The sequence below is a fragment of the Frankia sp. Cppng1_Ct_nod genome (assembly GCF_920656135.1).
In the GTDB taxonomy this organism is placed as follows: Bacteria; Actinomycetota; Actinomycetes; order Frankiales; family Frankiaceae; genus Protofrankia; species Protofrankia meridionalis.
In genome coordinates, this window is sequence record NZ_CAKKTK010000075.1 from 1 (window position 1) to 22,309 (window position 22,309).

A 22,309-nucleotide genomic window follows, 5' to 3' on the forward strand; every position below is an offset into this window, starting at 1 on the left:
CGCGCCACTCGCTGACCAGCGGCGTAGGGGGTCGCCGGCGGCGTCCTCGCACTTGACGACCTCAGCTCCGGCGTCGGCGAGCAGCTTGGTGGTGTAGCCGCCGGCGACGCCGATCGAGAGGTCGAGGACGCGGAAGCCGTCCAGGGGCGCGGGCACGGGTTCTCCTATCGGTGTCTGGGCAGGCCGAGCACGCGTTCGGCGATGATCGTCTGCTGGATCTCCGACGTGCCGCCGCCGATGCGCAGACCGAAGGACGTGAACCACGGCTGCGACACGGACTGGTCGTGGCGGGCGTGTAAGTGCCGGACCTCGTAGTTCAGCTCGGTCGCGAGGAGCTTCAACGCCGACGGTCCGGCTCCTTCGATGCCGGCCTCCTGCTCGGCGACGGACTGCTCGAGCAGGGCGCGCACGGCGAGGGCGCGGACGGTGAGTTCGGCGACCTCCGCGGTCGCGATGGGATCGTCGGCCACGAGCCGACTGAGCCGGCGCAGCGCATGCAGGGAGCCGAGCACCATGGGGGCGGTGATGGTGCTGCGCTCGAAAAGCAGGGTCGTCGTCGCCACCTGCCAGCCCTCACCCACCGTTCCGATCACGTTGGCGAGCGGGACGCGCACCTCGTCGAAGCGGACCTCGCAGAACTCGCTCGGCCCGCCGATCGTACGCAGCGGCCGAATGGTGATGCCGGGAGAGTCCAGGTCGACGATGGCGTAGGTCAGGCCACCATGCCGGCTGAACGGATCCGTGCGCACGAGCAGCTCCGCGATGTCGGCGTACTGCGCGAAGGTGCTCCATCGCTTCTCGCCGGTGACCACCAGGGCGTCCCCGTCGACGACGGCCCTGGTGCTGATCGCGGCGAGATCCGACCCGGCGCCAGGCTCGGAGAAGCACTGGGCCGCGATGATCTCGCCGCGCAGGATGCCCGGCAGCCACCGCTGCTGCTGCTGGCGAGTGCCCCGCGCGATGACGGTCGGCCCCGCGTGGGAGAGGGCGACGAGGAACAAGCCCGCCATCGTGTCCCCACCGGCGAGCGCGATCTCCTCGTGGAACGCGAGCTGCTGGCTGGCACCCGCGCCGCGGCCACCGTGGCTCTTCGGCCAGGCCACGCCCGCCCAGCCACCGTCGTGCAGCTGACGCTGCCAGGCCCGTTGGCGCGCGACGTCCGCGGGCGTGAGGTCGGTGGCGATCGCCGAGCCGGCGTGCGGCGCCGGGGGAGTGTGGTCGTGTAAGAAGCGACGGAGCTCGGTGCGGAAGGAACTGAGGTTATCGCCCTCGATCGCGGTCGGGGTGACCGTGGTCACGAGGCAGCCTCCTCGGTCGTCGCCAGGGCGGCGACGGTTGCCCGGTCGATCTTGCCGGTGTCCAGGCGAGGGATGGAGTCGACGAATCGGATCCGGCGAGGAAGCTCGTAGGGCGCCAGCTCGGCCCGCAGTGCCCGGCGAAGGGCCTCCTCGGTGAGCGCCGGTGCGCCGACGACGACGGCGACCGGGACTTCCCCGAGGCGGTCGTCGGCGACTCCGACCACCGCACTGTCGTGCACGCCGTCGATCCGGTTGAGCGCGCTCTCGACCTGTGCAGGGTAGACGTTGAAACCCCCGCAGAGGATCAGATCCTTGACCCGACCGACGACGCTGACGAACCCGTCGGCGTCGAGGGCACCGAGGTCACCGGTCGCAATCCAGCCGCCCGTCGTGGAGCTCCTCACCCGACCGTCGTCGTCGAGGTAGCCCGACATCGCCGACGCGGCGTGGGCCTGGATCTCCCCGATGCGCCCCCGCGGCAGCTCCACCCCGTCGGCGTCGACGATCCGCACCTGCACGCCCGGAGCGGCGCGTCCGACGCTGCCGGCGGGCCGCCGTCCGGCCGCGACGTCGTCGGGCCGCTCGAACGCGATGGCGCCGGCGAACTCCGTCTGGCCGTAGTTGCGCAGCACGGGCACGCCGTAGCGGGTCTCGAAGGCGATGCGGGTGGTCTCGGGCAGCGGCGCGGTGCCGACGGTCACGCTGCTGACCCCGGGGAGCGTGACCGACGCATCCGCATGGACCAGCTCGTAGACCATCGACGGGGTCACGCGCAGCACTCCGATCCTGCACTCGGCCGCGATCCGCGCGACCAGCCCGACGGAGAACTTGTGGCACAGCAACACCGGCTTGCCCAGCCACCACGACGTGAGCGAGGTCAGGAACCCGCCCATGTGCGCGACGGGGACGAACACCGGCTGCGGCTCGCGGGCCGGTGTCCTCACCGGTCGGCCCTCCGGTGGTAGTCCGCTGCCGGCGGCAATGCCGCGGATGCTCGCTTCGAGTGCCGAGAAGGCGATCGCGGCGCCCTTGGGCCGGCCGGTCGTCCCCGAGGTGAAGATGACGAGGGCCTCGTCGGGAAGCGAGTTACGGGCTTCTGCCGCAGCGCCCGCATGGACAAGACGTGCGCCGAGGCCGTCGGGGTCCGGCTCGACGATCGTGGCGCAGCCGGCGTCGCCCGCCCTGCGTGTCACCTCGGCGTCCGGCAGCAGGCGGCTGAGCGAGACGACGCTCCCGCCGGCCCGCCACGCGGCATGAAGCGCGACGACGGACGCGAGGTCGTTGCCCAGCCGGACGCCGGTCCGGGTACCCGGCTCCAGCCGGCGGCTGAGCTCTTCGCTTGCCGCGGCGAGCCGGCCGAACGTCGCCGAGGTCCCCGCCGGGGTCCTGACGGCGAGCGACAGCGGGTGCTGCGCGGCCGTGCTCACGAGCAGTTCACGCAGGGGTGCTCGCCAGGATGGAGTGCTCACAGGGACAGTGTCCGGGCAGATATGGCGCCTGTACCCACGCCTGCCCGAAACCACCGTTCTCGACCGGACGCTTGCGCCCGTCGCCGCGGGCGAGTCGACTCGTGGACGTTATGAACCTTCTTCCCAGTACCGACGGTTGGGCTCTTGCGCGAGCGACGCGTGACGTTCTCGAGCGCGAGGGCATCGCCGCGACGGTGCGCCGCGAGGCGGGCGCAGGCGTCACGGGCGCTCGGCGTGAGCGCATGGTGGAGCTGACGGAGCTGGGTATCCCCGCGGTTCTTGTCCCAGATCCCCGCGGGCTCGGCCTGTCCTGTGTCGATGCAACCCTGCTCGCCGAGGAGGTGGGGCGGGTCCTGCTGGCCGAGCCGGTGCTGGAGGCGGTTGTCCTGACCGCGGCCCTGCTCGCCGACGACACGCCCGGCGCTGCGGGGAGCGCCGGCACGGCCCTGGCGGAGCGCATCCTCGCGGGTGACGTGGTCGCGGCATTCGACCCCGCTCCGTCAGACCTCGCGGTCGTGGCCGAGCCGCTGCTGCCGGACGTCCTGCTGGCACCGGCCCCGGACCGTCGCTCGCTGCGGGTCCACGCGGTCCTCGGTGATCCGGCGGACGTCGACGACATGGACCCCACCCGTCCGCGGGTGAGCCGCCGGCTTCGCGATCTCCCGGTGGTCGACGAGATCGAGGTCGCCGGTCCGGTCCTGCTCGGCCGGGCGTCGGCGCTCGGCCGGATACTGCGGGCAGCGGAGCTGGTCGGGACGGGCGATGCCGCGATCGCCACGACCAAGGTCTACCTGTGCGAGCGCGAGCAGTTCGGCCGGCCGATCGGAGCCTTCCAGGCGGTCCAGCACCAGCTCGCGGTCGCCTGGTCCAGGCTTCAGGCCGCCCGCGCCTGCGCGCGGGCCGCGGCCGCCGCGTGGGACTCGCGGGACCGCGACGCGCCTGCGCTGGCCGCGGCAGCCAGCCTGGCCGCGGTCGACGCTGTCGCCTTCACCGGCGAGCGCTGCCTGCACCTACACGGCGGCATGGGCTACGCCTGGGAGACCGGCATCCACTTCACGGTGCGCCGGGCGGAGGCGGCCCGGCGCCTCAACGGTCCCCGAGACCCACTCCACGCTGCGGCGCTCGACGCGCTGGCAGCCCGCTGAACGAACCGGAGGTGCCCGTGGGTATCGGGCTGAGCGAGCAGGAGGCGTGGGAGCGCATCCGCGCCGCCCACACCGCGATCGTGACGACGCTGAAGGCCGACGGCTGGCCGGTCGCCCTGCCGAGCTGGTTCGTGGTCGACGGTTCGGACATCTACCTGCGCACCCCGGCGAGGAGCAAGAAGGTGCTGCGCATCAGCCGCGACCCCCGCGCCTCGTTCCTGGTCGAATCGGGGAAGGCCTGGGTGGAGCTCACCGCGGTCCAGCTGTCGTGCCGGGCGACAATCCTGGACCACCAGCTCGACCGGGAACAGACGGTCCGCGTCGCGGAGCTCAGCGCCGCGAAGTACGCGGGCTTCTCGTTGCCCAGCGAAGGGCTGCCCGCGGCGACAGCCGCGCACTACGGATCGGGAATGGCCACCATTCGGCTCAAACCGGTCGGCCCGCCGGTGACGTGGGACAACAGCCGCATCCGTCTTGCAACCGGTCGATAGACAGTGCTCGCGCTCGCGATTACCGTCGATGTCGTGAACGAGGCAGGGTTACTTCGCCCCCAGGTGCATTCGACCGATCTAGCGGCGAGCCCAGGGGACGAGGTGGCCCGACTGACCGCGGCGGCTCGAGCCGCGCTGGCGCGTGGCGGCTGGTGGGGCTTCAAGATCGAAAGTGTGCTGCGCACCGCCGGCCTGTCGACGCGCTGCTTCTATCGTCATTTCGAGACCAAGGACCACCTTCTGCTCCACCTGCTGGAAGAGGATGTCTCGCGGGCGAGCAAGCGCCTCGAGTGGGTGTGCACCGACCCTGATCCGCTGGTGCGGGTCAGGGCGTGGTTCGACGGCGTGCTGGACATGGCGTACGTGCCTCGGGTGGCGAAGCCGACCGCGCTCTTCGCGACGCACTGGCGTCACCTGCTCGGCGTCTTCCCGAACCAGGTCGAAGCCTGCCGCGCGGCCCTGACCGCCCCGCTGGTCCGCGCCCTGGCGGAGCTGGTCTCCTCCGGCGCGGCCGACCCCCGCGTCGACGCCGAGTCCGACGCCCTGGGGCTGTTCCACATCGTGTCCGGCCCCGCCGCCGACGTCATCTCCCGCGGTGGGTCGCCTGACCGCGCGACGACCGAGGCACAGATCCTGCCCCTGGTGGACCGCATCCTCGGCGTCACGCTTCCCCCGGCCAGCCGTCATGCGTGGCGGCCAGAAGACGGCTGAGAAGCCGCTTTTCCGCGGGACCCATGCCCGGCGGGCGCAGCACGCGGTTGGCTGGAGACGCCATGGATGAGACGCCCGCACAGTTCCGAGCCCGGTTCGCTGAGTTCCTCGACACCCACGACCCTGGACCCGCGCCCAAGCACGCCGGTGAGCGCCTGGCGTGGCAGCGGTCCTGGGCCGCCAGGCTCGTCGAGGCGGGCTTCGCGGCCCCGGGCTGGCCCCGCGAGTGGGGCGGCATGGACCTCTCCCTCGCCCATCAGGTCGCCTACACCGAGGAGGTCTCCCGGCGCCGGCTGCCCCCGCACCCGAGTGGGGGCACCTTCGTCGTCGGCCCGACGTTGATCGTGCACGGTACGCAGGAGCAGCGCGAGCGTTATCTGCGGCCGGCGCTGCGCGGGGACGAGATCTGGTGCCAGGGGTTTTCCGAGCCAGACGCCGGCTCCGACCTCCCGAGCCTGCGTACCCGCGCCCGCCTCGACGGCGACGAGTACGTCGTCACCGGGCGCAAGGTCTGGATTACGAACGCCCGCGCCGCCGATCGCATGTTCGCCCTGGTGCGCACGGGTACGCAGGCGCAGCGCCAAGCCGGCATCAGCTACCTCCTGATCGACATGCACGCTCCGGGCGTCACCGTCGTTCCCCTGGTGGACATGACGGGCAACACGTCGTTCTACGAGGTCACGCTCGACGAGGTCCGCGTGCCGATCTCCGATCGCGTCGGCGAGGAGGGCGGGGGCTGGCGGATCGCCCGCACGAGCCTCGGTCACGAACGCTCGACGGCCTTCATCGCTCAGGCATCGAAGTACCGCCGCGTCCTCGACGAGCTCGTCGGGTTGGCCGTGCGCCTCGACCGCGCCGGTGACCCGCTCGTCCGCCAGGCGCTGGCCAGGGCGGAGACCGACCTGCAGGTCGTGCGTCTCGGCGGGCTGCGGGTCCTCGGTGACCTCCTGCGGGGACGTGAGCCCGGTCCGACGGCGTCGTTGGGACGCCTCGTCTTCACGGAGTTCGAGCAGCGACTGCACGCTCTCGCGGTCGAGATCACCGGACGGTCGGCGGTGCTCGCGCCGGGCAAGGCACATCCGGTCGAGGGCGGGCGGTGGTCGGCGGGCCTGCTCGCCACCCGCGCCAGCACGATCGGGGCGGGGACCGCGGAGATCCAGCGCAACACCATCGCCGAACAGGTGCTCGGCCTCCCGCGGGAGCCGGCGGCATGAGCACCGACGGGGTTGTCGTCAGCACCGACGGCGGCCTGCTCAAGATCGTCCTGGACCGGGCGCCTGCCCGCAACGCACTGCGAGCCGTCGACATGCGTCGAATCACCGCCGCCGTCACCGACGCGGTCGACGGCGCAGCCACCCGGGCGATCCTCATCCGATCGGCGGGGCCGCACTTCAGCGCGGGCGCGGATATCGTCTCCGTGAACGCGCCCGGTGCCGAACGCCCCGTCGCCGGCGGGTTGATCCGGGCGGTACGTGCCGGTGCGAACCGCATGATCCAGGCGCTGTGGGACTGCCCGCTGCCCGTCGTCGTCGCGCTGCAGGGTCGGGCGATGGGCCTGGGCGCGCACCTCGCGCTCACCGCCGACGTGATCGTGGCCGCGCAGAGCGCCTCGTTCGTGGAGCCGTTCGCGGGGCTGGGCTTCGCGGTGGACAGCGGCGGCACCTGGCTGCTGACCCGGCGGGTAGGGATCGGCCCGGCCACCCAGGTGCTCCTGCGTGGCAAGCCCCTGGACGCGCGGCGCGGCCATGAGCTCGGTGTCTTCGACGAGGTGGTTACGGACGGTGATCTCGCGGCGCAGGCGGCCCGGATCGCGAACGACCTTGCGGCGGGGCCGACGCTCGCGCTGTCAGCCACCAAGGGACTGCTGCGCCGGGGCCTGTCCACCGACCTTGCCGCCGCCCTCGAGTCCGAGCTGGTGGCCGTCGAGCTCACGGTGCGCAGCAGCGACTTCAAGGAGGGCATCGCCGCCTTCGGTCAGCGCCGCAAGCCCGAGTTCACGGGACGCTGAGACACCCTCGGTCACCGGATGATCCTCCGTGTTGTACGTGAAGCCGTTGACGTTGAAGGTGCCGGTACGCACGCGTCGCGCCACGTCGAGTCCCTGCTGCGGGTCCGCCGGTCCACACGGCACCGGTCCGAAGGCGACTTCTGCATGCAGCGGCCGGTCCTGGAGCTGGACCGGTGGTGCCCCTCGTGCCACAGCTCGGACCGACGGGCAGGATCGGACGGCGTGCAGGTACGCGCAGGTAGCGGTAGCGCGTGGCGCCGGCGAGAGGCGGCGGGAACGCGAGGGACGGCGGGAACGTGGGAGCGCTGCCACCCCCGGTCGTCACCGGTCCGGGCCGGGCGCCGGGACGACGACGACCGGGCAGGCGGCACGGCCGACGCACTGCATGCTCACCGAACCGAGCAGGGCCGCGCCCGCCCGGCTGTGCCCGTGTGTCGCGACCACCAGCAGGTCGGCGTCCCGGGTGAGCTGCAGCAGCCGTGTCGCCGGTGCTCCCTCGACGACGAGGGTTTCGACATTGCGGACTCCGGCATCGCGGATGGCACGGCTGAGCGTGTCGCGGGCGGTCCTGGCTGCGTCCGTGACAGCGCCGAACGGCGGCAGGATGGGGAGCTCCTGCCGGTAGGCGGCGACCGCGAGCAGCGACGCGTCCCGCCGGCCCGCCTCCTCGGCGGCCCAGCGCAGTGCGGCGACCGAGGTTGCCGAGCCGTCGACCCCCACCACGATCCGGCCGGTGGGCGGCGGTGCGGGTGCTGATGCAGGAGCCTGACCCGGGGCCTTCGGGTAGCCGGCGAACTTCTGGGAGTGGTACGCCTCGGCTCCGATCAACGTCTTGAGTCGTTCGATGTGGCGGCCGCGTCCGGAATATTCGTCGGCCATGCCGCTCCTCCTCTGCCGCTGGGCTACTCGGCCGGGTGTCCGGCGTCCTGCGTCGGACGTCTGCGCGATCGGCGGGACGTTGCGCACCGCTGCGGCAGCGTCGCCCGGTCGGGGCAAGCGCACCGAACACCGGTGTCAGTTCCGCGGCCCGATCCGCCGGCACGCCCGACGGCGCGGCCGCCCCGGGGCTTCCCACGGGCCGGTCCAGTGACATCGCTTTTCGTGGTCGGGTCCTCCCGGTCCTCCCGGTCCTCCCGTCGACCAGTATCCGTCGAGGTCCGGCCGGGCGGCATGCCAGGGAAATCCCGGCACAGATCAGGCCACCTGCACCGTGAAAAGGAGGGTTCGAGGCGGGGGTGTGCCGGTCTGCGGGTTTGTCGTCTCACCGGGCGCGGGTAGGTGTGGCCTCGGCAGGAAGCGAAATTCGACACCGAAAAGCCGAGGGAGAGCGATGACTGAACGTATGAACGGTCAGAGTGTGAAGGGCGCCGCCGTGTACGCCCAGACCAACGATGCCGCCAGGAACGAGGTTGTCGCCTTCAGGCGTTCCGCGGACGGCAGGCTCGCTCCGCTGGGACGTTTCGGGACCGGAGGCCGGGGAACCGGCGCCCCGCACCTGCCGTCACAGAGTTCCGTCATTCTCAGCGACGACGGTCGGTGGCTTCTGGTCACGAACGCCGGCAGCGACGAGCTGTCCCTGTTCTCGGTGGAGGAGGACGGGCCACGGCTCGCCGATCGTGTCTCCTCCGGTGGTGCCAGGCCGACGAGCGTCGCGGTGAACGGCGATCTCGTCTACGTACTCAACAACGGCACGCCGAATATCAGTGGTTTTCGCATCCGGGACGGGAGGCTGACCCCGCTCGGGGACTCGACGAGGCCGCTGAGCGCCGGCAACGCGGATCCGGCCCAGGTGTCCTTCAGCCCGGACGGCCGGACGCTCGTGGTCACCGAGCGTGGGACGAACAGCATCAGTGCCTTCGCGATCGGTGATCGTGGCTACGCCGAAGGTCCCACGACGATCCCGGCCGCCGGGCGGACCCCCTATGGCTTCGATTTCACCCCGCAGGGCTCAATGATCGTGACCGAGGCGTTCGGCGGCGAGGCTGGTGCCGCGGCGGCTTCCTCCTACACCGTGGCGGACGCGGGCCGGCTCGCCCCGGTGAGCGGTTCGGTCGGCGACACCCGCAGTGAGGTCTGCTGGGCCGCCGTGACCAGGGACGGCCGCTTCGCCTACGTGACGAACTTCGGCGATGGCACGGTCTCGAGCTACCGGGTCGAGGAGGACGGAAGCCTCGCGCTGCTCGAACCGGTGGCGGGCTCGACCGGAAGGGGGGAGAAGGGCATCCGCGACGAGGCCATCACCCCGGACGGCCACTATCTGTACGCGATCGACACCGATGGCCAGCGGGTCCTCGGCTGGACGGTAGGGCAGGACGGCCGGCTCACGCCGGTCGGCGCGTTCGAGGGTGTTCCGCAGACCGTCGCCGGTCTGGCCGTGAGCTGACCGGCGGGACCGGTCCGGTTCATCCGCGCAGCGGGTCACGGGCGAACCCGGGCATCCCGTCACTGAAGGCGATCTGCGGTCGGTATCCGAGGATATTGCCGGCGCGGGCGGACGAGGCGGCTATGTGCCGGACGTCGCCGGCCCGATAGGCGCCGGTGATGACGGGCACGGGTCCGCCGAAGACCCGGGCCAGCGCGTGCGCCATGTCGCCGACGGTGTGCGGATCGCCGGAGCCGATGTTGAGCGGGAGGAGCCGGCCGGGTGGGGCCGTGTGCCGCAGCGCCTGCAGATTGGCCCGAGCGACGTCGTGGACGTGGACGAAGTCGCGGAGCTGGCCGCCGTCCTCGAAGACCCGTGGCGCCTCCCCCCGCTCCAGTGCGCTGCGGAAGATCGAGGCGACGCCGGCGTACGGGGTGTCGCGGGGCATCCGCGGGCCGTAGACGTTGTGGTAGCGCAGCGCCAGGACGCTGCCGCCGGTCGCGATGGCCCACACGGCGGCGAGATGCTCCTGGGCGACCTTCGTGGCCGCGTAGACGTTCCTGGGGTTCAGGGGGGCGTCCTCGGTGACGGGCGTCGGCTGAAGCGGGTTGCCGCAGCACGGGCACGGTGCTTCGAACCGGCCGGCGTCGAGATCGGCAGGCCGCCGTGGGCCGGGGCGCACCGGCCCGTCGGCCGGGCAGCGGTAGCCGCCCTCCCCGTAGACCACCATCGAGCTGGCCAGCACCAGACGCCGCACCCCCCGGCGGGCCATGGCGGACAGCAGCACCGCGGTACCGAGGTCGTTGTTGGTGGCGTAGGCGGGCAGGTCGTCGAGGTTGACCCCCAGGCCGACCATGGCCGCCTGGTGGCACACCGCGTCCACCCCGTCGAGCGCCGCTTCGACCCGGACCGGGTCGGTCACGTCCGCGACGATCAGCTCGGCACCGTCGTTCACCTCGGGTTTCGTGCGATGCACCGCGGGCAGCACGGCGTCCAGCACCGTGACCTCGTCACCCGCTCCGACCAGCGCGTCGACTATGTGGGAACCGATGAAGCCGGCGCCGCCGGTGACCAGGACTCGCATGTCCGTGACGTTAACGGTTCCGGAGCAGCCCGGATCTTACGAGCCGAGGAACAGCTTGCGGACACAAGGACTATCCAGGCCTGCTCAGGGAACCTGCTCAGGGAACCTGCTCAGGCGGCGGGAAGCGCGACGACGAAGCGGCAGCCGCCCTGGCGGTTGTGGACGGTGACGTCGCCGCCGTGGGCTTCGACGATGCCCCGGACGATCGCCAGCCCGATGCCGGACCGTACCCGAGGCTGGTGGGGGTGGTCGCCACCGCCGGGGGTACGCGCGGTCTCCCCACGGAAGCCGAAGTCGAACAGGCGGGGCAGGTCGGCGGCGGGGATCCCGCCGCACCGGTCGGCGACCGCGAGTACCGCCCGGTCGGCGTCCGCTCCGGCGGTGACCTCCACCGTCCCGTCGTCGGGGGTGTGCCGGATGGCGTTGACGAGGAGGTTGGTGAGCATCCGCCCCACCTCGGTCACGTCGGCGTCGACGTATACGGCGTGGTCGGCGCTGCCGGTGACGGTCACCCCTCTGGCTCGTGCCATCGGGTCGGTGGCGGCGATCGCGTCCGACACGACGTCGGCGAGACACACCTTCTCCAGTGTCAGCTGGAACGCGCCGGCCTGCAGCCGGGCCAGTTCGAACAGGTCATCGACCATGCCGGTCAGCCGCTCGGCGTCGGCGAGCATCAGCCGGTGGTAACGGGCCGTCGTCTCGGCGTCCGTCACAAGGCCGTCCTGCAAGGCCTCCGCCGTCGCCCGGATTCCCGCCAGCGGGGTACGCAGGTCATGGCTGATCCAGGCCACCAGCTCACGCCGGCTGGCTTCCAACGCGCGCTCGCGGTCCCGCGCCGCCACGAGGCGCACGTGCGTGGCATCCAGGGTGCGGGCCAATGCGGCGAGCTCGGCCGTCGGGACCCGGCCCGCGTCATGATATTCCAGCTCACCGAGGGTGGCGGCTGCCCGGGTGAGCGTTCCGGTGGCGGCGACCACCGGCCGCCCCAGCCATACCGCGGCGGCGGTGGCGACCACTGCCGAGACCGCGACCACGATCAGCACGACCTGCAGATCGTGGTCGGACAGGAACATGGCCCGTGCGGTGCCGGCAACGCCCACCGCCACCGCGACCACCGGTACGACCGACAGCGCCGCCGTCGTGGCCCACAGCGGCCGTCCCCGTAACAGGCGCAGCAGTGGCACCCCCGTCAACGCAGCCGCGGCCGAGCAGGCGAGCGCGATCCCGGCGACCTGCAGTTCGGCGCTCACGACGGCGTCTCGTCCGCCGGCACCGGTGGCGTCGGATCGTAGCGGTAGCCGACGCCCCACACGGTGACGAGCATCCGGGGGGCGGTCGGATCATCCTCGATCTTCTCCCGCAGCCGGCGGATGTGGACGGTGACGGTCGAGGGGTCGCCGTAGCTCCACCCCCACACCTGTTCCATCAACTCGACGCGGGTGAAGGCACGGCCGGGATGGCGCAGCAGGAACACCAGCAGATCGAACTCACGCACCGTGAGGCCGAGGATCACCCCGTACCGGGTGGCGGTGCGGGCGGCCGCGTCCACGACGAGGGTGCCGGCGCGCAGCACGCCGGACTCCGGTGGTGACAGTTCGTTTGCCCGCCGCAGCACGGACTGCACCCGCAGCGTCAGCTCGCGCGGCGAGAACGGCTTGGTGACATAGTCGTCGGCGCCGCATTCGAGGCCGGCGATGCGGTCCGCCTCCTCACCCAGCGCCGTCAGCATGATCACTGGAACCGGTCGGCTTTCCCGCAGCCGGCGACAGACCTCGATGCCGTCGAGGCCGGGAAGCATGAGGTCGAGCACGACAAGGTCCGGGACGGCGGTCCCGGCCACCCGCAACGCCGCGGGTCCGTCCGCGGCGCGGTCGACGTCGAAACCGGCGTTACGCAGGTACCGGTCGACGACCTCCGCCACGGTGGCGTCGTCGTCGACCACGAGAACACGGGCCACCCCGTAACGATAAGAGCCGGCCAGCCAACCGGACCCGCCCGGGCGACGGATTTCCCCGTTCCGTAATCTTCCGGCGTCGAACCGCCACGCTCTTCCTCGTTCCGTAAGGGTCGATCGCATCCCGCCCGATTACAGTCCCGATCATGCTTACGCAATGTGACAGCGGTGGGGCCTCGGTGGACGTGGTCCTGCCCTGCCTGAACGAGGCCCGCGCGCTGCCCTGGGTCCTGGAGCGGATGCCACCCGGATACCGGGCGGTCGTCGCGGACAACGGCTCCCACGACGGATCACCCCGGATCGCGCGGGACCACGGTGCGGTCGTCGTCGCGGTGCCGGAACGGGGCTACGGCGCGGCGGTGCACGCCGGACTGCGGGCCGCGGACGCCGACGTGGTCTGCGTATGTGACGCCGATGCCTCGCTCGACCCGGCGCACCTGCCCCGCCTCGTCACCGAACTGCTGGCCGGGCGTGCCGAACTGGTACTCGGCCGGCGGCGTCCCACCTCGGTGCGGGCGTGGCCGCCACATGCCCGGCTCGGCAATGCGATCGTCGCCGGGCGGCTGCGCCGACGCGGCATCCCGGTCCGTGACCTGGGTCCGATGCGGGCCGCCCGCCGCGCGGATCTGCTCCGCCTGCCCGTCGCCGACCGCCGGTTCGGCTACCCGCTGGAGCTCCTGCTCCGGGCCGCACAGGCCGACTGGCGGATCATCGAGACCGATGTCGACTACCACCCCCGGATCGGTAGATCCAAGGTCACCGGTTCGCCGCTCGGCACCGTCCGCGCCGTACGCGACATGTCCGCACTGCTCGCGAGCCTGCGGTGAGACTGCTCGTGGTGGCGAAGGAGCCCGTGCCCGGTCGGGTCAAGACCCGGCTGACGCCACCGTTGCGCCCGGCACAGGCGGCGGCCGTGGCCGAGGCCGCGATCGCGGACACACTGGCCGCGGTCGGCGCGCTGAGCCGCAGCCCCGGCTTCGGCTGGCTGCAGCCCGTCCTCGTCCTCGACGGCACCGTCGGCCCGTGGCTGCGGACATCGATCGCGGTGGTGCCGCAGGTGTCCGGACCGTTCGACGCCCGGCTCGCGGCGGCCTTCGACGACAGCACAGGCCCGACACTGCTGATCGGGATGGACACCCCGCAGGTGACACCGGCCCTGCTGGCCGACGCGTGCCACGCGCTGCGCCACGCCGACGCGGTGTTCGGCCCCGCCGCCGACGGCGGCTGGTGGGCGCTCGGCCTACGACGTCCCGACGGCACGCTGCTGCGTGGCATCCCGACGTCACGCCCGGACACCGGTGCACGGCAGCGTGCCCGCCTGTCCCGGGCCGGCCTTCGGGTCGCCACCCTGCCGGTGCTGCGGGACGTCGACACCGCGGCCGACGCCGAAGCGGTCGCGCGGCTCGCACCGGACGGACGGTTCGCCGCAGTGGTGCGGCAGACCGTGACACCCCGGAGCAGTCCGGCGGCGGTCCGGTGACCGGCGGTCGGTCGACGACGGCAGCCGTCCACCGCTGGTGCCCCACGGCCGTCTACGAGGCGGCGCTGCGGTCCGTCGACGGACCGCTGTGGGTACGCCATCTGGACGGACGTCGTGAACCGGTTCCGGTGGACCAGTGGCGTGGTGGGCTCATTCCGGGCGACGCGTCCCTGCTCCGCCGTTGCGACGGGCCGACCCTCGACGTCGGTTGCGGCCCCGGTCGGCTCACCGCGGCGCTCACCGCCCGCGGGGTTCCCGCGCTTGGCATCGATGTGGCCCCGTTCGCGGTGCGCCTCGCCCGTCGTGCCGGTGCGGCGGCGCTGTGCCGCGACGTCTTCGGCAGGGTGCCCGGTGAGGGACGGTGGTCCGCGCTGGTCCTCGCCGATGGCAACATCGGGATCGGCGGCGACCCGGTCCGGCTGCTGGCCCGCGTCGCCGGGCTGCTCGCCCCGGCCGGCCGGGTGCTCATCGAGCTCGGACCGCCCGGGACGCCCACCGGCCCCTCGCTGATCCGCCTGGAAGGGCCGGACGGGCGGGTGTCGAGGTCGTTTCCCTGGTCGCTGGTGGGTACCGAGGGGATCGCCGGCCTCGCCGCGGCCGCCGGCCTGCACGTCACGGAAATGTGGTGCGACCCAGGGCGGCACTTCGCCGCCCTGGGCAGATGTCGGTGAACCTGTCTGTAGAACCACTGCGTGCCGCGCCTGCCCGGCGAGCTGACCGCGGGTCGAGGCGAGGGGGCGAAGCGCGGGTCGAAGTCGGAGCTGATGGACGTCGCTGATGGACGTCGCTGATGGACGTCGCTGATGGACGTCGCTGATGGACGTCGCTGATGGACGTCGCTGATGGACGTCGCTGATGGACGTCGTCATCCGGCCGGTGGACCGGATGCGCTTGCGTGACTGCGCCGCGCCCGCCGGACGCGGACCGCGCGGACCACGATGACAGCTGTGGCGCAGGCCCACACCAGGCCGAGGACGATCGCGAGGTTCCGCCCGTACGGCAGCGGGTTCACCGACGGGTTGTCCGCCGGGCCGCCGTAGCCACGCCACAGTGGCAACGACGCCAGTGCGACCGCCCCGCTGATCAGCAGCGCACCCTGCAGCACCGCCCGGAAGGGCGCCGGGACCAGCCGGGTGAGCACGAGACCCACCGCCATCGTCACCGGGACGACCAGCAGGTCGTGGACCAGGATCCCGCCGACCAGCCATTGCGCCGCGTTCGGCGGGTTCGTGGCCGACCGCATCCCGACCAGCCCGTGGATGCCGTAGCCGATCGCGGCCAGACCGGCCGCGGCCGGACCGCCACGCAGGACGGCCGCGGCCACCGCGCGGACGGCGCGGCGGCGGCCGTTGTGATCCCGCCGGTCAGCCTGATCAGCTTGTGCCTGCCCGTTCACAGCATCACCACCCGGTGTACCCATTTGGTCTGCAGCACGCCGGGGCGGTTCGGTGCGATGAGCCGGGCCGGGTACCCGTGGTCGATGTCCAGGTCGGCCCCGTTCAGGCCGGTGGCCAGCAGGGTCAGCGGGTCCCGGGCGTGCGGCGGGTTCACCTCGCTGGTCCGGTAGGTGCCGCCCGTCTCCAGGGACTCCACGCGCACCGTCGCCTCCGCGGGGATGCCTGCGGCGTCCAGCAGGTCCCGCAGCCGTAGGCCGTGCCAGGTGGCGTCCGCGGCCCAGCCCTCCACACAGGTGATCGGCAGTCTCGACGTGTGGTGGGGGAACTCCCGTAACCCGGCGAGGGTGAGGACGAACGGGCGCGGGCCTACCACCTCCAACCGGTAACCCGGATCCCGGGCGACCGCGCTCACCCGGGCGGCGGCCGCGGTCCTGTTGACCGGCAGCCGCTGCGGGCCGATGTCCGGTCGGCGTGGCGCGAGCAGGTCGAGCCCGGACAGGCCAGGCACCCACTGGCCGGCGGTTGTCGTCACGATCACCCCGGCGGCGCCGGCGACGGCGACGGCGAGGCCACGGCGGGACAGGCCGCCGCCCGGCTGCTCGGGAGCGCTCACCCGGTCGGTCAGCCGCGACCGTTCGTCTCTGCGGCGGCCGACGTTCGCCCGCACGACCGCGAGTTTCGCGGCGATGTGCACCCCCAGCGCGCCGATCGTGATCCAGGCGACCCAGTAGTGGGTCACCGTAAAGAAGAACCGGAACCGGTACCACTGCGCGATGTTCGCGATCCCGGTGGCCAGCTGGAACACGGCCCCGGCGACCAGCGGCACGATCGAGAGCCGCTCCAGTGCATGCGCGACCGAACGGACCGGCGGCCACTCCCACAGTCGCGGGTACACCGTCCACAGTTTCGCCAGCAGCAGCGGGACGCATGCCAACCCGGTCGTCACGTGTAGGCCCTGGGTCAACCTGTACAGCGACACCGGGCGGGACGGCCAGACCAGCCACGACGGCGGATGCTGCATGGCATGTGACACCAGGCCGGTCAGGAAACACACCCCGAAGGCGATCCCGAGCCACATCCCCAGCAACGAGGCCACCCGAGGGTCGTGCAGGCGGCTGGAAAACGCGTCCGTGCGCAACGGCCCGCGGCGCAGGACCGCCGGCGGTTGCGGAAGCCGTCCGGTGAACAGCCGGATGAACGGTCGCATGTACGCACGGTAGGCCGCCGTCACCGCCCCCGCCGCCGGTGAAGCCTTACGGAACGGAGAAGCTCCACCGCGGTACGCCGGAGTCGGCGGGTATGTCTGTCAGGCTCGGCCCATGCCCGCCCCCGTCGCCGAGCCGCTCGCCGGGACCGTCCGTACGCCCCGGACCCGCCGTGCGCGGGCCGTGGCGGCCATCGCCCGACGTCGTCAGCGTGACGGGCGGAGCCTCCCGACGCCCGGGGGCGGCGGCCGGTGGGCACTGGTCGCAGCGGTCGTCGGGCTGAGCGGCGTCCTTGCCACGCAGGCGGCGATCCTGCTCCAACCCGGCTACCTGTCCGGCCGGATGGCTGTGCTCTATCTGACCATGCTCTGGTGGGTGATCGGGACAGCCGGCGCGGCGTGGCTGATCCGGGCCGCTCCCCGCCGGCTCGCCGTCGGCCTGCTGCTCGCCGGCACCGTCGCGATCCACGCCGTGGCGCTCACCCACGGCCCCCAGCTGTCCGACGACCTCTACCGCTACATCTGGGATGGCCGCGTGCAGGCCGCCGGCATCGATCCCTACCGCTACGGTCCTCTCGCCCCCGAACTTGCCCACCTACGCGATGACTGGTTGTTCCCGGACCCGGCCGGGTGCGCTGCCATCCACCGCGGCCCGCACTGTATCCGGCTGAACTACCCCGACGCGCACACCATCTACCCACCGGTGGCGCAGGCGTACTTCACCGCCGTGCACGTCCTGCCCGGCCCGCCGCGCGAACACAGGATGCAGCTCTACGCGTCCCTCGCGTCGCTCGGGCTGGTCATTCTGATGATGAGGGTGCTGGTGGCGCAGGGTCGGGACCCCCGCTACGCCGCTTTCTACGCGCTCTCGCCGCTCGCCGGGCTCGAAACCGGCTCCGACGCGCACGTCGACGTCCTTGCCGCGCTGCTCGCGCTCGGCGGCATCGCGGCTCTCAGATCGCGGCGGCACGCCGGATCCGCCGCGGCCGGACGAACAGGCACGGCCGGAGAATCCGGTGCGGCCACGGAACCCACCCGCCGCCGTGCGTCGCTCGCCGGGGCGCTGCTCGGCGCGGCGGTGGCGGTCAAGCTGTACCCGGCGCTGCTCCTCCCGGCGGCCGCCCGGCGCCGCCCGGTCACTCTGGTCGGCGCCGCCGTCACGGTCGTGGGGCTCTCCTACCTGCCTCACGTCCTCGCCGTCGGAACCGGAGCTCTCGGTTTCCTGCCGCAGTACCTGAATGTCGAGGGATATGCCCAGGGGGGCCGATTCCTGCTCCTATCGATGCTCGGCATCCAGGGTGCCGCGGCTAAAGCCGTTGCGGTGTCGCTGCTGGCCGTGGTCGCCGTGGTGGTGCTGCGCTGCGATCCGCGCCGGATCCCCGTGGAACGGGCGGGGTTGTGGCTTGTCGGGGCCGCCTTCCTGGTCGCCACCCCCGTCCAGCCCTGGTACGGCGTCCTGCTGGCGATCCTCGCCGTGATCGCGGGACGGCTGGAATGGCTGGCCGTCGCCGCCGCCGTTCACCCCGTGTACGTCTCTCTTTTCACCGATCCACCGGGCGACGCCCGGACGCTGCAGGTGTCCTCCTACGCGGTCGCCGGGCTCGTCGTGGTCACCGCGGCCGTCCTCCGGCGACGGGGAAGAACGCGATCGCGTCACCCGGGAGCACGCCGGCGGCCCTGGCGGAAGAACTCGACGGCGTCGACGGCGTCGGTGACGGAGGTGACGCTGTCCCAGGTGAGGTAGGCGCCGAACGAGGCGTTCCAGAAACCGTCGGGAGACTGCGGAGGCGGCAGCGGCGGCCCGATGTACAGATTAGGGGTCGCTCACGTAGTCATCGCCGAGGGCCCACCAGTCGGCGATCCGCCGGGCGGCGTCGGGGTCGAGGGAAGGAGGGCATCGCCGCCTTCGGTCAGCGCCGCAAGCCCGAGTTCACGAGACGCTGATGCACCCTCGGTCACCGGATGATCCTCGCACCACGGTGTCACTGCGGGTGCGGCCACGGGACTCCTCGGGTCAGCTGTTCGCAGGCATGGCGATGGACTTGACCTCGAGGTAGGGCTCGAGACCCTCACGGCCCCACTCGCGGCCGAGCCCCGACTGCTTGAAGCCGCCGAACGGTGCGCTCGTGTCGTACGTGAAGCCGTTGACGTTGAAGGTGCCGGTACGCACGCGTCGCGCCACGTCGAGTCCCTGCTGCGGGTCCGCGGTCCACACGGCACCGCACAGCCCGAACGGGGAGTCGTTGGCGATGTCGACCGCGTCGTCCACGGTCTCGTAGGGGATGACGCACAGCACCGGTCCGAAGATCTCCTCGCGGGCGATGCGCATGCCGTTGTCCACGTCGGCGAACAGCGTCGGTTGGATGTACCAGCCCTTGTCCTGGCCGTCGGGTCGTCCGCCACCGGTGACGACTCGCGCTCCGGCGTCGCGGCCGGCCTGGAGGTAGCCCTCGACCCGCTCGCGCTGCTCACGGCTCACGAGCGGCCCCACAACTGTGCCCGGATCGAAGGGGTCTCCGACAGGTAGGTGGCCGACGATGGCCGCGGCCCGTTCGACGATCTCGGCGTAGCGGGAGCGCGGAGCGAGCAGTCGGGTGAGGGCGATGCAGGCCTCCCCGTTGTTCAGCATCGCGCCCTGGACCGCCGTCGGGATCGCCGCGTCGAGGTCCGCATCCTCCATCACGATGCACGCCGACTTGCCACCGAGCTCCAAGGTGACCCGCTTGATCTGCTCACCGCACAGGCCGGCGATCCGCCGTCCGGCGACCGTGCTGCCAGTAAAACTGATCTTGTCCACCCCGGCATGGGTTACCACCCGCTCGGATACCTCACGGTCGGCGGCGACGATGTTGACGACGCCAGCCGGCAGTTCTGCGGCTTCGAGCACCTCGGCCAGGACGTAGGTGTCCAGGGGTGTCTGCGGAGCCGGTTTGACGATGGTGGTGCACCCGGCGAGCAGGGCCGGCGCGAGCTTGCCCAACAGCAGCCCGAGCGGCGCGTTCCACGGGATGATCAGCCCGGCCACGCCGACCGGCTCCCGTCGCACGACCATCGGACCAACGCTGCCCGCGCGGCGCTCCTCGAACGAGACCCGCCCGGACATCGCGGCGTAGTACCGGATCAGGGCCGAGGACACCTGCGCCATCCGGCTGAAGGTGATGGGTGACCCCATCTCCGCTGTGATGAGCTGGGAGAGTTCCTCGTGGCGGTCGTCGAGGAGGTCCGCCGCACGCAGCAGGAGCTGTGCCCGCTCGTCCGCGGTCAGGTGGGGCCACGGCCCGTCCTCGAAAGCCGCGCGGGCAGCGCCCACCGCGGCATCGACGTCGGCGATCTCGGCTCGAGGGATGCTCCCGATCACCTCCTCGGTGGCCGGGCTCACCACCGACAGGCGACCGCTGCCGGCCGGCTTCGTCAGCCGCCCGCCGATCCAGAAGGCATCGTGGTCGATCGTCATCTGGACTCCTACGTCGTGGGGACCGTGCTGGTGTTGAGCCCGTCGGCGCCTCTCACGTCGCACATCTGCCCGACGGGCTGGCGGTCCGGGTCGGCCAGTGCGTACAGGCTGGGCGGGTCGGTGACGACGGATGCGAACCGCCGCGCGCCGTCGTCACGGCCGATGATCCAGCCGCGGGCGGGTGTGCCGTCCCGGTCGTGCTCGACGGTGAAGGTTTCGATCCGCCCGCGGCCTGTGACGGCCGAGGCGTACCCGGGGACCGGCGCGGTCGTCGGCGGGACTTGTGCCGGCTCAGCCCAGGGCTGCGGAGGCCTCGTCGGTGAGATGACCATCGCATGGTGTTTGGTGAGGTACTCGCCGTTGGCGTAGACCAGCGCCCGGCCACGCAGGCGATGCGCGGCGACGATCGCGTGCAGGCAGTAGTCGTTCGCCGGTCCGCCGAAGGATGCCAGGCCGCCTGTGACCGTGAGGGGACGTTCCTCGTCGAGCCCCAGGTGCAGCGCCGCCAGCTTGGGGACGATCGGGAAGCACGAGTACAGGTCGATGTGCTCGAGGTCCTGTGCCGTGCACTGCGCCTGGTCCAGGCAGGCGTCGAGGGTAGCGGACAGGCCGGGGGAGCGAGCGAATGTGGCGCGCCGCAGGACGTCGGTCGAGTCGGCGGCACCGGCCGAGGCCCAGATGTGGGAGATCCGCTCGTCGGGGATGCCATGCTCGTGAGCCGTCTCGAGGTCGCAGAGCACGACGGCGGCACCCTGGTCGACCTTCGGGTTGGCGGTCATCCGCACGGTGTAGGGCCAACAGGTCATCCGGTTGCCGTCGGTGGCCTCGCAGACCTCCCGAGGGGTGAGGTGACGTGGCTTCCATGCCGCGGGATTGCGGACGGCGACCTCGCTCATCGCGGCGAGGATCTCCCCCGACCAACGCTGGGCCTCCTCGAAGCTCTGCCCGAGTTCGGCACGTAGAGCGTTCTCGAAGAGCGGGTAGTTACGCAGTGGTCTGTCGATGCCGTAGCGGAGCATCTCCTCGGTGCCGCGGACGGAGCTGGGTAGCCGTACGGGTCCGCCTGGTCGGTCGGACCACGCGGGCGGGTTGCCGGACGTGCCGGCCCGCGCCAGGGACGCGGCTGATTCGGCACCGCCGACGAGCGCGGCGTCGATCTGTCCCACGGCGATGAGGCGCGCCGCGGTCTCGATGAGGGCGAGCGGCTGGTTGCCGCCGACCTCGCTGTGCAGGGTATGGCGAGGCGCCGCACCGACGAGCCGCGCGACCTCGGCGGGCAGGTCGTCATAGCTCCACGACAGGACACCGACGATGAGGATCGCGTCCAGCGCGCTCAACAGTGCGGCGGGGACGGCGTCGTGGGCGGCCTGCGCGATGAGCTCGCAGGGTTCGCTACCGTCGCCGCGGAGGTCCGCGGCGCCGACGATCACAGGTATTCGGGGCGCGGTCGGGGACACGCGGCGAACGTATGCCGGCCGGGGAGCGCATGCGTCTCGTGGAATCCGATTCTCAGGCAGGGCGCCTCCCGGGTGCCCGGCGCCGGGTTGCCGGTCAGCTCGGCCAGCAGGACGTGCACGTTTCGGAACCTGAGAACGACGTTGTCGACGAGTTCTCTTTCGGCACGTGACGGCGGTGTTACAAACGGGGGACCTGGTCTGAGTACCCGAGGGGGCGCCACTGTGTTCGACCTCTTCAGCGTCGACGATCACATCATCGAACACGCGAAGGTCTGGACTGACCGCCTGCCGGCCAAATACGCGGACGACGCTCCTCACGTCATCGAGCGGGACGGCCGGGAGTACTGGGTCTGGGAGGGTGAGACGTTCCCCCAGATGGGCCTGAACGCCGTGGCGGGCAAACCGCAGGAGGAGTGGAACCTTGAGCCTGTCCGCTTCAGCGACATGATTCCCGGCTGCTACGACCCCCGCGCGCGGGCCAAGGACATGCGCGAGGACAACATCTTGGCGAGCCTCTGCTTCCCGACCCTGGCGGGTTTCGGTGGCCGGGTGCTGAACAACTACGCCGACAAGGAACTCGCCAGCCTCTGCGTCGCGGCCTACAACGACTTCCACATCGACGAGTGGTGTGCCGCCGCGCCCGAGATGTTCGTGCCCTGCATCGTCGGCCAGGTATGGGATCCGGTCGCCATGGCGACCGAGATCCGACGCTGCGCCGCCAAGGGTGCACGGGCCCTGTCCTTTCCGGAGGGCACGGTCTCCCTCGGCCTGCCGTCACTGTTCAGCGACTTCTGG

The 22,309-nt window shown here is 71.8% G+C and carries 22 protein-coding genes and 1 pseudogene; 12 read left to right on the plus strand and 11 right to left on the minus strand.

Annotated elements, in window-relative coordinates:
* The 3 genes from NBW77_RS22880 to NBW77_RS17910 form a co-directional block, all read right to left on the minus strand.
* The coding region (locus NBW77_RS22880) for a CoA transferase (protein ID WP_502799500.1) at positions 1 to 264 on the minus strand (264 nt) is incomplete at its 3' end.
* The gene (locus NBW77_RS17905; protein ID WP_250280041.1) at positions 165 to 1,298 is read right to left on the minus strand and encodes an acyl-CoA dehydrogenase family protein; all 1,134 of its coding nucleotides are present in this window, start codon (positions 1,296 to 1,298) and stop codon (positions 165 to 167) included. The genes NBW77_RS22880 and NBW77_RS17905, both read right to left, overlap by 100 nt.
* Positions 1,295 to 2,767, minus strand: coding sequence for a class I adenylate-forming enzyme family protein (locus NBW77_RS17910; protein ID WP_131744734.1), 1,473 nt, complete (start codon positions 2,765 to 2,767; stop codon positions 1,295 to 1,297). Before NBW77_RS17910 ends, NBW77_RS17905 begins: the two co-directional genes overlap by 4 nt.
* Before the next feature lie 110 nt (positions 2,768 to 2,877).
* Between NBW77_RS17910 and NBW77_RS17915 the strand changes: the two genes are divergently transcribed.
* From NBW77_RS17915 to NBW77_RS17935, 5 genes are all read left to right on the plus strand, one after another.
* Positions 2,878 to 3,912, plus strand: a complete 1,035-nt coding sequence (locus tag NBW77_RS17915) for an acyl-CoA dehydrogenase family protein (protein WP_165485733.1) — start codon at positions 2,878 to 2,880, stop codon at positions 3,910 to 3,912.
* 17 nt (positions 3,913 to 3,929) lie between these two features.
* On the plus strand, positions 3,930 to 4,403 hold the full coding sequence (locus NBW77_RS17920; protein ID WP_165485734.1) for a pyridoxamine 5'-phosphate oxidase family protein: 474 nt from the start codon (positions 3,930 to 3,932) through the stop codon (positions 4,401 to 4,403).
* Positions 4,404 to 4,406: 3 nt separating this feature from the next.
* Positions 4,407 to 5,114, plus strand: a complete 708-nt coding sequence (locus tag NBW77_RS17925) for a TetR/AcrR family transcriptional regulator (RefSeq protein WP_131744736.1) — start codon at positions 4,407 to 4,409, stop codon at positions 5,112 to 5,114.
* A gap of 62 nt (positions 5,115 to 5,176) precedes the next feature.
* Positions 5,177 to 6,328, plus strand: coding sequence for an acyl-CoA dehydrogenase family protein (locus tag NBW77_RS17930; RefSeq protein ID WP_131744737.1), 1,152 nt, complete (start codon positions 5,177 to 5,179; stop codon positions 6,326 to 6,328).
* Positions 6,325 to 7,122: an enoyl-CoA hydratase/isomerase family protein gene (locus NBW77_RS17935; protein WP_131744738.1), complete on the plus strand. Its 798-nt coding sequence runs from the start codon at positions 6,325 to 6,327 to the stop codon at positions 7,120 to 7,122. Before NBW77_RS17930 ends, NBW77_RS17935 begins: the two co-directional genes overlap by 4 nt.
* A 321-nt stretch (positions 7,123 to 7,443) precedes the next feature.
* Here the strand turns inward: NBW77_RS17935 and NBW77_RS17940 are convergent, their stop codons facing one another.
* Positions 7,444 to 8,001, minus strand: a complete 558-nt coding sequence (locus NBW77_RS17940) for a universal stress protein (protein WP_131744739.1) — start codon at positions 7,999 to 8,001, stop codon at positions 7,444 to 7,446.
* Positions 8,002 to 8,452: 451 nt separating this feature from the next.
* Here NBW77_RS17940 and NBW77_RS17945 point away from each other — a divergent pair, with 451 nt between their 5' ends.
* The gene (locus tag NBW77_RS17945; RefSeq protein WP_131744740.1) at positions 8,453 to 9,505 is read left to right on the plus strand and encodes a lactonase family protein; all 1,053 of its coding nucleotides are present in this window, start codon (positions 8,453 to 8,455) and stop codon (positions 9,503 to 9,505) included.
* Between the two features lie 19 nt (positions 9,506 to 9,524).
* On the opposite strand, the gene NBW77_RS17950 is transcribed toward NBW77_RS17945, so the two are convergent.
* The 3 genes from NBW77_RS17950 to NBW77_RS17960 all read right to left on the minus strand — a co-directional run bounded on the left by NBW77_RS17950 (position 9,525) and on the right by NBW77_RS17960 (position 12,525).
* A complete protein-coding gene (locus tag NBW77_RS17950; RefSeq protein ID WP_131744741.1) occupies positions 9,525 to 10,568 on the minus strand; it encodes an NAD-dependent epimerase/dehydratase family protein in 1,044 nt (347 codons plus the stop codon).
* A gap of 110 nt (positions 10,569 to 10,678) precedes the next feature.
* Complete coding sequence (locus tag NBW77_RS17955; RefSeq protein ID WP_131744742.1) at positions 10,679 to 11,818, minus strand: sensor histidine kinase; 1,140 nt, start codon at positions 11,816 to 11,818, stop codon at positions 10,679 to 10,681.
* Positions 11,815 to 12,525: a response regulator gene (locus NBW77_RS17960; protein WP_242605479.1), complete on the minus strand. Its 711-nt coding sequence runs from the start codon at positions 12,523 to 12,525 to the stop codon at positions 11,815 to 11,817. Before NBW77_RS17960 ends, NBW77_RS17955 begins: the two co-directional genes overlap by 4 nt.
* A 176-nt stretch (positions 12,526 to 12,701) precedes the next feature.
* Here NBW77_RS17960 and NBW77_RS17965 point away from each other — a divergent pair, with 176 nt between their 5' ends.
* Genes NBW77_RS17965 through NBW77_RS17975 form a run of 3 tightly spaced genes read left to right on the plus strand, consistent with a single transcriptional unit; the run spans position 12,702 to position 14,673 of the window.
* Positions 12,702 to 13,349 carry a glycosyltransferase family 2 protein gene (locus NBW77_RS17965; protein ID WP_250280042.1) on the plus strand — a complete coding sequence of 216 codons (648 nt, stop codon included), beginning with the start codon at positions 12,702 to 12,704 and terminating at the stop codon, positions 13,347 to 13,349.
* 11 nt (positions 13,350 to 13,360) lie between these two features.
* Positions 13,361 to 14,002: a TIGR04282 family arsenosugar biosynthesis glycosyltransferase gene (locus NBW77_RS17970; protein ID WP_131744765.1), complete on the plus strand. Its 642-nt coding sequence runs from the start codon at positions 13,361 to 13,363 to the stop codon at positions 14,000 to 14,002.
* Positions 13,999 to 14,673 carry a methyltransferase domain-containing protein gene (locus tag NBW77_RS17975; RefSeq protein ID WP_250280043.1) on the plus strand — a complete coding sequence of 225 codons (675 nt, stop codon included), beginning with the start codon at positions 13,999 to 14,001 and terminating at the stop codon, positions 14,671 to 14,673. Before NBW77_RS17970 ends, NBW77_RS17975 begins: the two co-directional genes overlap by 4 nt.
* A gap of 194 nt (positions 14,674 to 14,867) precedes the next feature.
* Here NBW77_RS17975 and NBW77_RS17980 read toward each other — a convergent pair whose 3' ends face one another.
* Both NBW77_RS17980 and NBW77_RS17985 read right to left on the minus strand, forming a co-directional pair.
* Positions 14,868 to 15,398, minus strand: coding sequence for a hypothetical protein (locus NBW77_RS17980; protein WP_250280044.1), 531 nt, complete (start codon positions 15,396 to 15,398; stop codon positions 14,868 to 14,870).
* Positions 15,395 to 16,606 (minus strand): molybdopterin-dependent oxidoreductase, encoded by a 1,212-nt coding sequence (locus NBW77_RS17985; RefSeq protein WP_131744767.1) that lies wholly within the window; start codon positions 16,604 to 16,606, stop codon positions 15,395 to 15,397. Before NBW77_RS17985 ends, NBW77_RS17980 begins: the two co-directional genes overlap by 4 nt.
* A 112-nt stretch (positions 16,607 to 16,718) precedes the next feature.
* Here NBW77_RS17985 and NBW77_RS17990 point away from each other — a divergent pair, with 112 nt between their 5' ends.
* The gene (locus tag NBW77_RS17990) at positions 16,719 to 18,347 is read left to right on the plus strand and encodes a glycosyltransferase 87 family protein (protein ID WP_131744744.1); all 1,629 of its coding nucleotides are present in this window, start codon (positions 16,719 to 16,721) and stop codon (positions 18,345 to 18,347) included.
* A 270-nt stretch (positions 18,348 to 18,617) separates the two neighbouring features.
* On the opposite strand, the gene NBW77_RS17995 is transcribed toward NBW77_RS17990, so the two are convergent.
* Together NBW77_RS17995 and NBW77_RS18000 are read right to left on the minus strand one after the other, a co-directional pair.
* A complete protein-coding gene (locus NBW77_RS17995; RefSeq protein ID WP_250280045.1) occupies positions 18,618 to 20,057 on the minus strand; it encodes an aldehyde dehydrogenase in 1,440 nt (479 codons plus the stop codon).
* An 8-nt stretch (positions 20,058 to 20,065) separates the two neighbouring features.
* Entirely contained in the window at positions 20,066 to 21,514 is a 1,449-nt protein-coding gene (locus tag NBW77_RS18000; RefSeq protein ID WP_250280046.1) for a TLP1 C-terminal extension domain-containing protein, read from the minus strand.
* A gap of 29 nt (positions 21,515 to 21,543) precedes the next feature.
* Here NBW77_RS18000 and NBW77_RS18005 point away from each other — a divergent pair, with 29 nt between their 5' ends.
* Together NBW77_RS18005 and NBW77_RS18010 are read left to right on the plus strand one after the other, a co-directional pair.
* Positions 21,544 to 21,684 carry a hypothetical protein gene (locus NBW77_RS18005; RefSeq protein ID WP_207386750.1) on the plus strand — a complete coding sequence of 47 codons (141 nt, stop codon included), beginning with the start codon at positions 21,544 to 21,546 and terminating at the stop codon, positions 21,682 to 21,684.
* A gap of 52 nt (positions 21,685 to 21,736) precedes the next feature.
* Positions 21,737 to 22,309, plus strand: a pseudogene (locus NBW77_RS18010) (amidohydrolase family protein); the annotation flags it as partial.

Coding starts and splice junctions, on each gene's coding strand:
- NBW77_RS17915 (WP_165485733.1), top strand. CDS start 2,878: ATGAACCTTCTTCCCAGTACCGACGGTTGGGCTCTTGCGCGAGCGACG.
- NBW77_RS17930 (WP_131744737.1), top strand. CDS start 5,177: ATGGATGAGACGCCCGCACAGTTCCGAGCCCGGTTCGCTGAGTTCCTC.
- NBW77_RS17935 (WP_131744738.1), top strand. CDS start 6,325: ATGAGCACCGACGGGGTTGTCGTCAGCACCGACGGCGGCCTGCTCAAG.
- NBW77_RS17940 (WP_131744739.1), bottom strand. CDS start 8,001: ATGGCCGACGAATATTCCGGACGCGGCCGCCACATCGAACGACTCAAG.
- NBW77_RS17945 (WP_131744740.1), top strand. CDS start 8,453: ATGACTGAACGTATGAACGGTCAGAGTGTGAAGGGCGCCGCCGTGTAC.
- NBW77_RS17950 (WP_131744741.1), bottom strand. CDS start 10,568: ATGCGAGTCCTGGTCACCGGCGGCGCCGGCTTCATCGGTTCCCACATA.
- NBW77_RS17985 (WP_131744767.1), bottom strand. CDS start 16,606: ATGCGACCGTTCATCCGGCTGTTCACCGGACGGCTTCCGCAACCGCCG.
- NBW77_RS17990 (WP_131744744.1), top strand. CDS start 16,719: ATGCCCGCCCCCGTCGCCGAGCCGCTCGCCGGGACCGTCCGTACGCCC.
- NBW77_RS17995 (WP_250280045.1), bottom strand. CDS start 20,057: ATGACGATCGACCACGATGCCTTCTGGATCGGCGGGCGGCTGACGAAG.
- NBW77_RS18005 (WP_207386750.1), top strand. CDS start 21,544: ATGCGTCTCGTGGAATCCGATTCTCAGGCAGGGCGCCTCCCGGGTGCC.